At 41.2% G+C, this 12,459-nt stretch carries 10 protein-coding genes and 1 other RNA gene; 9 read left to right on the forward strand and 2 right to left on the reverse strand.

Annotation, left to right across the window (positions count from 1 at the left end; all coding sequences use genetic code 11):
• Positions 1 to 195 precede the first annotated feature (195 nt).
• The 5 genes from PseudUWO311_RS14540 (at position 196) to galE (ending at position 4,264) form a co-directional block, all read left to right on the forward strand.
• On the forward strand, positions 196 to 414 hold the full coding sequence (locus tag PseudUWO311_RS14540; RefSeq protein WP_103667767.1) for an indolepyruvate ferredoxin oxidoreductase subunit alpha: 219 nt from the start codon (positions 196 to 198) through the stop codon (positions 412 to 414).
• 376 nt (positions 415 to 790) lie between these two features.
• Positions 791 to 1,252, forward strand: a complete 462-nt coding sequence (gene rimP / locus PseudUWO311_RS14545; protein WP_142655981.1) for a ribosome maturation factor RimP — start codon at positions 791 to 793, stop codon at positions 1,250 to 1,252.
• A gap of 157 nt (positions 1,253 to 1,409) precedes the next feature.
• Positions 1,410 to 2,654 (forward strand): transcription termination factor NusA, encoded by a 1,245-nt coding sequence (gene nusA / locus PseudUWO311_RS14550; protein ID WP_142655982.1) that lies wholly within the window; start codon positions 1,410 to 1,412, stop codon positions 2,652 to 2,654.
• Positions 2,655 to 2,733: 79 nt separating this feature from the next.
• Positions 2,734 to 3,024 carry a YlxR family protein gene (locus PseudUWO311_RS14555; RefSeq protein WP_142655983.1) on the forward strand — a complete coding sequence of 97 codons (291 nt, stop codon included), beginning with the start codon at positions 2,734 to 2,736 and terminating at the stop codon, positions 3,022 to 3,024.
• Between the two features lie 250 nt (positions 3,025 to 3,274).
• Positions 3,275 to 4,264, forward strand: coding sequence for a UDP-glucose 4-epimerase GalE (gene galE, locus PseudUWO311_RS14560; RefSeq protein WP_142655984.1), 990 nt, complete (start codon positions 3,275 to 3,277; stop codon positions 4,262 to 4,264).
• Between the two features lie 76 nt (positions 4,265 to 4,340).
• On the opposite strand, the gene PseudUWO311_RS14565 is transcribed toward galE, so the two are convergent.
• The gene (locus PseudUWO311_RS14565; RefSeq protein WP_142655985.1) at positions 4,341 to 4,625 is read right to left on the reverse strand and encodes a 4a-hydroxytetrahydrobiopterin dehydratase; all 285 of its coding nucleotides are present in this window, start codon (positions 4,623 to 4,625) and stop codon (positions 4,341 to 4,343) included.
• Between the two features lie 80 nt (positions 4,626 to 4,705).
• On the reverse strand, positions 4,706 to 5,515 hold the full coding sequence (locus PseudUWO311_RS14570; RefSeq protein WP_142655986.1) for a SpoIID/LytB domain-containing protein: 810 nt from the start codon (positions 5,513 to 5,515) through the stop codon (positions 4,706 to 4,708).
• A gap of 273 nt (positions 5,516 to 5,788) precedes the next feature.
• Between PseudUWO311_RS14570 and rnpB the strand changes: the two genes are divergently transcribed.
• From rnpB to PseudUWO311_RS14590, 4 genes are all read left to right on the forward strand, one after another.
• An RNA gene (rnpB, locus tag PseudUWO311_RS14575) (RNase P RNA component class A) lies at positions 5,789 to 6,259 on the forward strand.
• Positions 6,260 to 6,606: 347 nt separating this feature from the next.
• Positions 6,607 to 9,033, forward strand: coding sequence for an HD family phosphohydrolase (locus PseudUWO311_RS14580; RefSeq protein WP_142655987.1), 2,427 nt, complete (start codon positions 6,607 to 6,609; stop codon positions 9,031 to 9,033).
• 619 nt (positions 9,034 to 9,652) lie between these two features.
• Positions 9,653 to 9,934 (forward strand): hypothetical protein, encoded by a 282-nt coding sequence (locus tag PseudUWO311_RS14585; RefSeq protein WP_142655988.1) that lies wholly within the window; start codon positions 9,653 to 9,655, stop codon positions 9,932 to 9,934.
• Positions 9,935 to 10,516: 582 nt separating this feature from the next.
• Positions 10,517 to 12,040, forward strand: a complete 1,524-nt coding sequence (locus tag PseudUWO311_RS14590; protein WP_142655989.1) for a YifB family Mg chelatase-like AAA ATPase — start codon at positions 10,517 to 10,519, stop codon at positions 12,038 to 12,040.
• Positions 12,041 to 12,459: the final 419 nt, after the last annotated feature.

The raw sequence follows: 12,459 nt of genomic DNA on the forward strand, positions 1-12,459 counted from the left end.
TTTGCGATAAAATCAAACCCATATTTTTGATAAAAGCCACGCGAAGCGTGGCTTTTATCAAAAATATTTGATCATAATTTGCTATAGAAGCCGACGATAGCATAACCCTAGCTTCGACTTTAACTAAATTTTCTAAATTGCTCTCATAATTTAAGAATAGCCGTAATCATTGCTCCAATTTGGATGTCACCGCACATGTCTTATACGATCGCCTCAAATATATGTGAAGGCATAGCCGAATGCGTACCTGCTTGTCCCGTTGCCTGTATCGAACAGGGTGAGGGCGCAAACATTAAGGGAACGATTTGGTTTAAGATTGATGCCTCAATTTGTATTGACTGTGGTGTTTGTTTACAGGTCTGTCCAGTTCAGGGGGCTATTTTGCCAGAAGAGCGCCCTGAGTTAGTAACCTAAGAGAAACGTGTGTTTTCACTATTTTTTCTCCTAGATCTGTAATCGGCGTGATAGTATAACTCCAGTACAAGCAGGTAAGTAATCAAGAGTAAACACGTTAAGATAACGATGTTTTTCCTGTAGTACACAAGCTCCGAAGAAATGTATCTGTATACTACTTGTTGCATATTTTGCAGGTAGCCATCAGATATATAGCAGCAAGAGGGTCGCAACTGTGATCCTTTTTGCTGCGATCGGTTTAAAGATAAAAGCACTCAAAGAGTGGGCGATCGTCCCACTTTTTTGTTTTTAAAATAGCTTTTTACAGCTTGGCGCTTAAACTCTTACGTCAATAGCAAAAGAAACGTTCACACTCTAAGCTCAAATCTTAAATTCTATGAGTCATCCTCTAATTCCGCAAATTTTTCAAATTGCTGAAGAAGTTGCCTCGCCCCTTGGGTTGGAGGTTGTCGATGTTGTATTGCATACCAATAAAAATCCTGTGGTATTGCGGGTCGATATTCGCAATCCTGATCAAAATACGGGGTTAGATGACTGTGAGCGGATGAGTCGATCGCTAGAGCCAACTCTTGATGCGGCCGATTTGATTCCCCATGCCTATGTGCTGGAAATTTCTAGCCCAGGAGCCGAACGTCAATTACAGGGCGATCGCGAATTTGTGGCTTTTCGAGGTTTCATGGTCACCGTTGGTACAACAGTCCTCCATGAAGGTAAACAAAGTTGGAGTGGACATCTCATGTCTCGAAACGAGACACATGTGACGATTAGTATCAAGGGGCGGATTGTCAATATTCCCCGTGAACTTGTTGAGCGTGTTGAATTAGCCAAAATGGAATAAATAGAACCTATAGCGTTTAGCAAATGAGTGTGTACTCATTTGCTAAATGAAAGCCAATCACAGAAAGGGTTTGGAGTTGTCATTTCTTGCCTACGACAAAATGACAACCGTTATTGAGAATTGCAATTATTGATTTTTATAGAAGCGAGAAATACTTATGTCATTATTGAATTTACCTGGATTAGGACAAATGGTGGAGGTGATTAGTAAAGAGCGTAATCTCCCCAAACATGCTGTCCAAAATGCCTTGCGTGAAGCTTTGCTCAAGGGATATGAGCGCTTCCGCAAAACCTATCGCTCCGATGGAATCAACTTTGAAGAAGAACATTTTAATAACTTTGATGTAGAACTAGATCTCGAAGGTGAAGGGTTTCGGGTTCTAGCGACGAAGACTATTGTCGATGAGGTTGGTGATGCCGATCATGAGATTGGTTTGTTTGAAGTGCGTGAAGTCGCTCCTGAAGCCCAAGCTGGTGGAACTGTAGTTGTCGATGTGACCCCAGAGCAGGGTGACTTTGGACGCATGGCAGCAATTCAGACTAAACAAGTATTAGCTCAAAAGCTGAGAGATCAACAACGCAAGATCATTCAAGAAGAGTTTCAAGACATTGAAGGAACGGTTTTACAAGGTCGAGTACTGCGTTTTGAAACTACTTCCGTAATTGTCTCGGTCAGTAGTGGATTTGGACAACCTGAAGTCGAGGCAGAACTCCCAAAACGAGAACAACTTGCGGGCGAAAGACCTTATCGCCCCAATATGACCCTTAAGGTTTATCTTAAAAAGGTTTTTGAAGGTTCGCGGCGTGGTCCTCAGTTATTGGTCTCACGGGCTGATGCAGGATTGGTCGTGTATCTGTTTGCTAACGAAGTCCCCGAAATTGAAGAGGAAATCGTCCGTATAGTAGCAGTGGCGAGGGAAGCTAATCCTCCATCTTCAGCTGTTGGTCCCCGCACTAAAATTGCCGTAGATACGCTTGAGCGCGATGTTGATCCTGTGGGAGCTTGCATTGGAGCAAGGGGGGCAAGGATTCAAGCAGTAGTTGCTGAGCTACGCGGCGAAAAAATTGATGTGATCAGATGGTCGCCCGATCCTTCGACTTATATTGCCAACTCATTAAGCCCTGCGCGAATCCATGAAGTCCGCTTAATTAATGCCAATGAAAGGATTGCTCATGTGATTGTCCCAGAGGATCAACTAAGTCTTGCGATCGGAAAGGAAGGACAAAATGTACGTTTGGCGGCACGTTTAACTGGCTGGAAAATTGACATTAAGAACTTATCAAAGTACGACTATGAAGATGAAGATCGCAAAGCTCAAGAAAGTATTGCAAGGTCAGCGCCCATCCTTGAACAATCGAATCTAGATGATGAAGAAAATGATTATGACAACAATGAAGATTAAAAATTCACAGATTTGTTGTAAGGTTCCGCCCCTATGGGGCGAAACCTTACAACGTTGACTAGCTTAGGAGTGAATTAGCTTGGCTTTAAAGCTACTCCGTCGTTGTGTTAGTTGCCAATGTATCGCCAGCCGCGATACTTTTTGGAGGGTAGTGCGCGTGCCGATCGCTTCAACAGATGAGAATCTCATCGAGGCTAAATCCAAACATGATCAAAATCAAATTCAACTTGATCATGGTATGGGGAGATCAGCATATCTGTGTAAAAAGTTGGAATGTTTACAACTAGCCCAAAAGAAAAATCGCTTAGGGCGATCGCTCCGCACCCAAATTCCACCTGAAATTTTTGACATTCTCAAATCACGCCTTTAATACAAAAGCTCAAAATAGCGTAACCATTTTGAGCTTTTATAGCTAATTTCACTTGTCTTAAGACACATAAAACCCAAGAATTGGTTTGCGGCGCGGCGCGCCGTCAACCAATTCTTGGGTTTTATGTCCTAGTACACTTGGCGACAGCTATAAAACCCAGACTGGGTTTATTTTTTAATTTTCGAAAGTGTCGCTACACTTTCGGAAATTGGTATAAACTCGCATTCAATTAGCAATAATCGGCAAAGTTATGAGTAAACAAACAATTTTGGTTACGGGTGGTGCAGGCTATATCGGTTCTCATGCTGTCAAAGCGTTGCAGCAAGTTGGTTATAAGGTAGTAATTTTAGACAATCTCGTCTATGGTCACCAAGATATCGCCGAAACCCTAGATGCAGAATTGATTATTGGGGACACGAATGATCGAGAATTGCTCGATCGCTTATTTAGCGATCGCCAAATTAGTGCAGTCATGCATTTTGCCGCCTATGCTTATGTGGGTGAGTCGGTGACACAGCCTGACAAATACTATCGAAACAATGTGGTTGGGACTTTAACATTGCTAGAGGCAATGGTCGCCGCCAACATTAAATCCTTTGTTTTTTCTTCAACCTGTGCCAGTTATGGCGTACCGCAGCAAATACCCATTACCGAAGAACATCCGCAAGCACCGATCAACCCTTATGGGGCTACTAAGCTAATGGTAGAGCGGATTTTACAAGATTTTGATATTGCTTATAGTCTGAAGTCAGTAATTTTTCGATACTTTAATGCCGCAGGAGCTGATCCTGCTGGGGCGATCGGTGAGGATCATAATCCTGAGACACATTTGATACCGTTAGTTTTGCAGACGGCTATGGGTATCCGCGAAGCAATTACAGTTTATGGGTCTGATTATCCAACCGCAGACGGAACTTGTATCCGTGACTATATCCATGTAACCGATCTAGCTGAAGCGCATGTATTGGGCTTGGAATATTTACTCAAGGGTAACAAGAGTGAAATTTTTAATCTTGGTAATGGTAACGGCTTTTCGGTCAAAGAGGTAATTGATGCTGCCAAGCAAATTACGGGTAAGCCGATTAATGTAGTGATGGGCGATCGCCGCGCAGGAGATCCACCCGCTTTGGTCGGCAGCAGTGAGAAAGCAAGGTCAATATTGAATTGGCAGCCTAAATATGCTGATTTAAATTTAATTTTGCAACATGCATGGCAATGGCATCAAAAACGCCATGCATAACAAAAAGATGAAATGCAGTTCTTTGCGCTGCATTTCATCTTTTGGGTTTTATGCCTTTGGATTACATACCAAAGCATTACAGCAATTTGTCAATTTTTTGAGCTAGCTCAAAGTCGAGGGCACTGATGCCAGCAGCATCATGGGTGGTGAGATCGATCTTGACTTTGTTATAGACATTAAAAAGCTCTGGATGATGTCCCATCTTGTCAGCAACGATCGCTACTTTACTGATAAAGCCAAAGGCTTCGACAAAATCACGAAACTTGAAGTTTTTTTGCAACTTATGATCAACAACCGCCCAACCAGCTAACTGTGCGATCGCTGATGAGATTTCGACTTCAGATAATTTTTGAATAGCCATGGCTTTTGTGTGAATAGAGAGTTAAGCCTATATTCACACAAAACCAAAAAAAGAGGCGACACAATGTGTCGCCTCTTTTTTTAGTTTTTGATAGGTTGATCTCGATACCACCAAGATAAAATCTGAACCCAATTCCAGCCATTTTCAGCCATTTGTTGAGTCATTTCTTGATCGAGGTGTTGTCCGTCAGAGACTGGCATATATCCACCACCCCAGCTAATCCAGTTGCGGGGTAAGCGAGCGCGATAATAGCCTTTAAAACCAGGTCTGAGCATATATCCTGCGGTTGAGGCTACAGCCTGATCGCTACGACTATGAATTAGGGCGATCGCTTGACCTGTCTGTGGATCAAAGCGATAGAAGCCTTTGTATACTTGATCGCGAGTATCACTCACTAGATCATAGGGTGCTTCGCCCCATTTTCGTTGACGCTGAGTATTGACAGCATAACTACGAGCCGCCACCGCTTGCGCCATTAATGCATCCATGTGCCAACTAGCAGGCATTTCGCTAGGTACAACGCTACGAAGATATTCTTCAAGGGACAACACGTTAACCGCGATCGCCTTGTTATTCCAAGCACGCAATTCGATCTCGCCTGGATAAAGATTGCTACCGACTTGCACCAATCCATTATTGCTAGGGGTAATCCGATATGCAGAAGTAAGAGGCAATGTATACCATTTACCGGGATCGAGACGGCGGCTTGACTGTCCTGATGCTTGTAGGGTCGATGGTTGAGTTACAGCTACAGACATTTTGGAGCCATTTTCCTCTCTAACCAAAACCCTCAATAAATTGGCGGCAGCAGCCTGAGAGACTCCTGCGACAATTACCAACATCAAGGACAAAATTAGCGTGTACATCCCTTTGGAGAAGTGTTTCATCATTTAGTTAGTCACTCACACCTGTAAGCAGAGAATGTAATTAATTTTGAGTAAGACTTGAGGCATTTTAGTTTGACCTCGGATAACCAGATAGTTTAGCAAAACAATCCGATTTTGATAAACATTATTTCTGCATACTTATAGCAGCTTTTGCCTGAATTTTACCGAGGTAATTTAATAAAACCAAAAAACGTTGCGGCGGGCAAAGCCTGCCGCAACGTTTTTTGGTTTTATATTTAATTGAGCCTGGCCACTTAGTACATAATGGTAATAAGGGAGAGTAAGCGTGTGGTTGCGAAATTTGTCTCAAAATAAACGAAAGGATATTTCGAGCACAAATTTTGAGGAAAGTCCGGGCTTCCACGAAGATCAGGCTGCTGGATAACGCCCAGTGCGAGCGATCGTGAGGATAGTGCCACAGAAAAATACCGCCCTTTGTAGACATGGCGCGAAGCGCTATGTCTACAAAGGGTAAGGGTGCAAAGGTGCGTTAAGAGCGCACCAGCAGAGTCGTGAGGCTCTGGCTCGGTAAACCCCAGTTGGAAGCAAGGCGAGAGGATGCAAGTGTTGAGATCTTCAGTTGATCTTGTATCCGTTGCTTGATGTGGTGGTCTAGTGAAAACTAGGCGATCGCAATTAAGTGTGTGCCGCATGAGGTATTTGGTAACAAATATCCCAGATAGATAACCGCTAAGGCAGTTGATAAAACTCCTGAAACAGAACCCGGCTTATGTCTTACTCTTTCTATTAAAATTCTCTAAAGACCAGAAATTACGCCACTTCACGCTGTAATTCCCGATCTTTTAACAACAAATTTTATTGTGCTTAAAGCAAAAATAAAAACTCAAAAACTTACTAGGTTTAATTTTGTTTTTTTCAAATGTGCACAACCTCGTTTGAAAAAAGTTGGTGATTTATATTATTTTTTTAGTTTTGTGCCATAGGTGGTCAAAAAACAAAAGGCAGATTTTAAGTTTTTTGATTGATATTAACCTTGAAGATCTGGTACATCTAGAATCTATATGAGCTCGCTTGAATCGCAACCTTAAACTGCATTTGTTCTTACGCAACATTTTAACTAGAGTAATTAAACTATGGGAATTGCTCCCAACCATTCATCATTGCTCCCTGAGACGACCAATCGCATATCTCGCAAGTGGTCTGGTAGAGCAGTTGTAGGAATTACATTTATCTGCTTAATTTCAACCCTCAGCGTTCGTTTTTACTCTGAGCCACGCTTAGGAATCGGTACTTTTGTCGATCAAGATTTACGATCGCCAAGAACGATAACTGCGACTGATATTGAGGCAACTAAACAGGCAAAAGAACTAGCTAAACAACAAGTAACCCCGATCTATCGTAGCAATCCTGAGATGGATACTAATGCCATAAAGCACCTAGACGAACTCCTGCAAGTGGGCGATAACCTACGCATATCATCTGGTAACTTACCTTACGTCGATCGCAAAATCCTCAGTGATGACGTGCAACGCTATCTTAGACGGATCTCTAATTTGGATTGGTCACAGTTACAAGACAGGGCTAATAAACTTGCTGCTAATGTCAATAATCAGGCTGCTATAGCTAGTTTTATCAATAGAGATAAAGAAGCTCCATCCATAGCACTGGCTGAGCTAACTCTATACAAAATAAATGCTCTTCCCCAAGACTATCAAAAGCTCATCAATACAGTGACTGATATTCGCAAAGCCTATGCAATAACTCAGCAGAAAGCCGCAAAAGGACCAGAGATGTTTCGAGATCGTCTCTTGGAGATGACCAATGAAGAATGGGAAATTTGTAAAAAACTGACAAGGCAAGCATTAATCGATGTCCAGTCCACAGGAATTGTGGCTGGATTACCAGATGATATGTTGCAAAAACGGCTAACAAACCTGAGCAACTTACCGACAAATGAAGAGCATCGAGCTATGTCGATTTCTTTGCTCAGTGCTACAGTCAAGCCCAATATGACGCTGGACTATGTGGGTACAACCGAAAGAGTGCTCAAAGCATCTGAATCAGTTCAGGCTCAGAGAATTTCACTTAAGGCTGGTGATTTAATTGTTAAGGGTGGGGAAAAAATTACTGAGCGACAATTCGTTATTTTGGACGAGCTAAAAATGACGCAAAGACAAGTCAATCTCAATGGATTGATCTTGATGGTCGCAACTACAGCAATCTGCTTTGGCATATTTGGCTATGCCAATCAGCGATGGCAATATTTACTCAAAGTAAAATTACATATTAAAGATCTATTAGCGCTTGGAATTATCTGCACTGGCAGTGCCTTAGCAACTGTGCTCATGGCTCCTAATATGCTTGTATTTCTCCCACTAGCAAGTGTCAGCCTAATCATCGGCAGCTTTTACAGCTCTCGACTTGCTCTCTTAATTACCTTCCTCACCTCAAGCTTACTAGCGCTTGCAATTAGTAGTGATTTGCTATTACTCACGCCTATAGTAATTGGGGCAATTGTTGCTGCGGCAATTACTAACCGCCCTCTTACGCGATCGCATTTAGCTGCAACAGGTTTACTAGTCGGCTTTTTACAAGCGGCTGTATATATTGCGATCGCACTTATTGCAGGTGCGACTCCACCAGTCTTGATCGCGATTACTGCGCTTCAGTATGCATCAGGAGGACTGATTTCCGCGATCGTTGCTCTTGGAGCAATTCCTTATTTAGAGCATATTTCTTATGCATTAACCCCATTTCGTCTAGCAGAGCTTGCTAACCTTGATCGCCCTTTACTGCGCCGTTTAGTCACAGAAACCCCTGGGACATTTCAGCATACTTTATTTGTGGCAAACCTCGCCGAAGCTGCCGCCCGCGAGCTGGGAGCAGATACAGCCTTAGTAAGAACAGGTACGCTCTATCACGATATTGGCAAAACTCTCAGGCCTGAATATTTTATCGAAAATCAAATGGGGCAGCCTAACCCCCATGATCTACTTAACGATCCTTGGGAAAGTGCCCGAATTGTTAAAGAGCATGTTTCAGGGGGCATCAAATTAGCGCAAAAATACCATCTTCCTGAAATGTTACAAGCATTTATTCCAGAGCATCAAGGCACAATCACGATTAGCTATTTTTATTGCCAAGCTCAAAAGCGCTCAAATCATCTAGTTGAAGCTGATTTTCAATATGCTGGGCCAATCCCTCAATCTCGTGAGACAGGAATTGTCATGTTGGCTGATGCCTGTGAAGCCGCTTTGCGATCGCTTGGCACAGAAACAACTCTCGAAGCTGCCAAAAATCTGCTTATGAGAATTTTTCAAGCTCGATGGGATGACGGTCAACTCAAAGATTGCTCTTTGTCTTGGGAAGACTTAGATCGGATTGCACCTGTATTTATCAAGGTCTGGCAAGAGCGCAATCATGGCAGAATTAAATATCCACACCTAGCAGACAAACTTGACCCTTCAGGCTCTGCTTTACCCGATCATCTTTGCAAACCAAAAGATTCAGTAACAGCTCAAATTCAGAAAGCAATATCAAAAAAAATTGCTTTGAAGTAAGTATTTTTATAGTACTAAGATTCAAAAACAAAAAAAGGTGCAACACACCTTTTTTTGTTTTTGAATCTTAAATTTTTTTACTATCTATCTATAGCAATTTCCAAAAGTATGAATATACTTTTGGAAATTGCTATAGATAGGAAATTTTGAAAATCAAGAAACATCAAAAGTAAAAAAGCAGGACAAAGCACCGTTTTACTTTTGAGAAGCTATCAAACTAAACACAGATAGGATTTTATAGTGCTTTCTGGTTAAGTAACCCAATAAATTTTTTGAAAGTATTACTTTTCAGTACTTTCAAAAAATTTATTGGGTTGGTTTATCAAAGCCTAAACTTTTAAGTAGAAACACTTAGTAGAGACACAAATAGAAGCCATCTTAATGTTTTCTTAATTATTAAAACCTTTACCTTAAATCTAGAAATCCCTCAAGAAGATTGTTATGAAAGCATTACAGGAATCAGTTAAGACATTATTAAGTTTATATTTTATTCGGGATCGCTGAAAAGCATCCTAAGACAGGATTTGGACTTACTTGAGCCTCTATTACTACCCTGCATAATTAAATCAATTAATAAATTGCATTTAATAAATTTTTGGCAAAGCCAAATTTAAGATATATGAACACTTCAGGCAACTCAGTTCCAGCTTGTCGATTGTGTCAGCACTATAATCCTGAAGGAAGAAGGGGCGGCTTTTGTGGAAAATTAGACGTTCCAGTCAGTCCTGCATGGGAAGCGTGTAGCCTAGCAGTACATCCTTTTGAATCATCTTGGCAGTCTAACAATGATTTCAACTCCCTATTAAATGAATCCTTTCATAAACCACTTCCCATAACTAATGAAGAAAGCCTAGAACTACAAGAAATTGATATGCGATCGCTCAGTTTCTCAGAATATTAAAATATTAAACTGATTCTTGAAGATAACAAGTAGTCTGTGTTTTAAACTAGTAAATAATGTTAGAAATTCAACTCTCAGTAATAAGTAATTCAAGTCTACGAGAATCTTTAAAAGAAGTATTGAATATTCTTATTAAACATTCTAGATTCTGATGGCTAATTAGACTCTTTAGTTGCGGTCACCCATGATTTTTTGAGATTGTGATATGTCTACAACCAAACAATTCAGAACATAAAAACCAAAGAGCCTTACGACGCTAAGCATCGCAAGGCTCTTTGGTTTTTATGAGAAACTCCCATTATTAAACAAACTTGGTAATTCGTAGCGCCGCTGGCGAAGAGAATTATCAAGTTTGTTTTGATTAAATTCTGATAACAGTGAACTTTAATTAAAATAAATTTTGAAAATGAGAATTGCTGGATTTTTTATACCCTACTTAATATCTCTAATCAGGAAACTAATCTTTGAATAGTGAGAACTGTTAGATGCTAAGCCAAGCTCCAAATAATATGTAATCTGTAGTAAATTTACATGTGATAATCTTAATTAATTGAGAATTAGCAAGTCTGTAATAGGTAAAAAGTGCTAGCAAGGGTCTGGAGCGCAGCAATCTTAGGTATCGATGCCATCCAAGTGGGTGTAGAAGTAGATGTATCAGGAGGATTGCCTGGAATTACCTTGGTGGGATTACCAGATACCGCAGTTCAAGAAAGTCGAGAGCGGGTTAAGGCAGCAATCAAAAATGCGGGTTTTGCTTTTCCCATGCGCAAGATTGTGATTAACCTTACACCAGCCGATCTACGTAAAGAGGGTCCCATTTTTGATCTACCAATTAGCATTGGCATTTTAGCTGCTTCCGAACAGGTCGATCCACAATTATTAGGAGATCACTTGTTCTTAGGTGAAGTTTCTCTTGACGGCTCACTTCGCCCCGTTTCTGGCGTATTACCGATCGCTGCCGCCGCTCAACGCTTAGGAATGATTGGGATTATTGTGCCGAAGGAGAATGCGCAAGAAGCCGCTTTAGTTAAAGGGCTTGCTGTATACGGATTGCAAAGTATTGCCGAGGTTGGAGATTTCTTAGCAAATCCAGACAAATATCCGCCAGTAATTGCCAATCCTGACCTGAAATGGCATGAAAGTGAATTTAAATTAGATCTTAAGGATGTTAAAGGTCAACAACATGCTCGTCGTGCTCTAGAAATTGCAGCAGCAGGTGGACATAATTTGATTTTTGTAGGTCCCCCAGGCTCTGGAAAAACTCTACTGGCAAGGCGCTTACCCAGCATTTTGCCGAATATGAATTTTGATGAAGCTCTAGAAGTAACCAGAATCCACTCCGTAGCTGGTTTATTAAAAGGTAAGGGACTCGTAAGCGATCGCCCATTTCGTAGTCCACATCATTCTGCTTCTGGCCCCTCATTAGTTGGTGGTGGCAGTTTTCCTCGCCCTGGGGAGATAACGCTAGCCACAAACGGCATCCTTTTTCTGGACGAGCTGACTGAGTTTAAGCGGGACGTACTAGAATTTTTACGGCAACCTTTAGAAGATGGATTTGTAAGTATTTCCCGTACTCGACAATCCGTAACTTTTCCAGCCCAATTTACACTTGTCGCAAGTACAAACCCTTGTCAATGTGGCTACTATGGCGATTCTGTTCAGCCTTGTACCTGTACACCTCGTCAGCGTGAACAATATTGGGCAAAATTATCAGGACCATTAATGGATCGGATCGACTTACAGGTAACTGTTGCAAGATTGAAGCCAGAAGAGATGACGCGATCGCCTGAGGGAGAAAACTCTAGTGCTGTTAAAGAAAGAGTACAAGCATCGCGCAAAATTCAACAAAATCGATTTCAACAGGAAACAAGAGTAAATTGCAATGCTCAGATGCAATCCAGACATTTACGCCAATGGTGTGAGCTAGATAACCCTTCCCGTGACCTATTAGAATCTGCTATTAAACGTTTAGGTTTATCGGCTCGTGCCACCGATCGCATTCTCAAGGTATCCCGTACAATCGCCGATCTAGCCAATGTCGAAAATATTCAAGTAGTTCATGTTGCAGAAGCAGTCCAATACCGCACTCTTGATCGAGTTACTTAGATAATGCGCAGCATTTAGAGACAGCTTGGCTTTTGCTTTATGGCTCATAGAGAGAGCATTAAATTATGTGGAGCTCACGTTACAACTAACATACTCAAAATTAAGTTGCCATTTTGGGAATCCAAAAACCTTGCTGAGTTTAATTTTTAATTCTCAAAATTGTCATCACATTTTCTAGAATTGGTATTATTTAGGTGATTTAAAAAATATTTTGGTTTTAATGCTAGAGCAAAGCCCTATACATGCTATTTTGTGTCTTGACTTTCAGCTCTACAATTAATCTCTTTATCGGAGAAGACTAAAATATGAACAGTTTAATAAATAATTAGGCGCTAACTTAAAATTTAAGATGGGCAAAGCAGAATGCCAACCATATTAACCTTAATATATTTGTCTGGTGATTTGCTAGTGGAAGAATC

Source organism: Pseudanabaena sp. UWO311, from assembly GCF_006937785.1.
Lineage (GTDB): Bacteria > Cyanobacteriota > Cyanobacteriia > Pseudanabaenales > Pseudanabaenaceae > Pseudanabaena.

Bases quoted from the DNA above. Each gene is read 5' to 3' on its own strand.
- PseudUWO311_RS14540 (WP_103667767.1), top strand. From the start codon at position 196: ATGTCTTATACGATCGCCTCAAATATATGTGAAGGCATAGCCGAATGC.
- rimP (WP_142655981.1), top strand. From the start codon at position 791: ATGAGTCATCCTCTAATTCCGCAAATTTTTCAAATTGCTGAAGAAGTT.
- nusA (WP_142655982.1), top strand. From the start codon at position 1,410: ATGTCATTATTGAATTTACCTGGATTAGGACAAATGGTGGAGGTGATT.
- galE (WP_142655984.1), top strand. From the start codon at position 3,275: ATGAGTAAACAAACAATTTTGGTTACGGGTGGTGCAGGCTATATCGGT.
- PseudUWO311_RS14565 (WP_142655985.1), bottom strand. From the start codon at position 4,625: ATGGCTATTCAAAAATTATCTGAAGTCGAAATCTCATCAGCGATCGCA.
- PseudUWO311_RS14570 (WP_142655986.1), bottom strand. From the start codon at position 5,515: ATGATGAAACACTTCTCCAAAGGGATGTACACGCTAATTTTGTCCTTG.
- PseudUWO311_RS14580 (WP_142655987.1), top strand. From the start codon at position 6,607: ATGGGAATTGCTCCCAACCATTCATCATTGCTCCCTGAGACGACCAAT.
- PseudUWO311_RS14585 (WP_142655988.1), top strand. From the start codon at position 9,653: ATGAACACTTCAGGCAACTCAGTTCCAGCTTGTCGATTGTGTCAGCAC.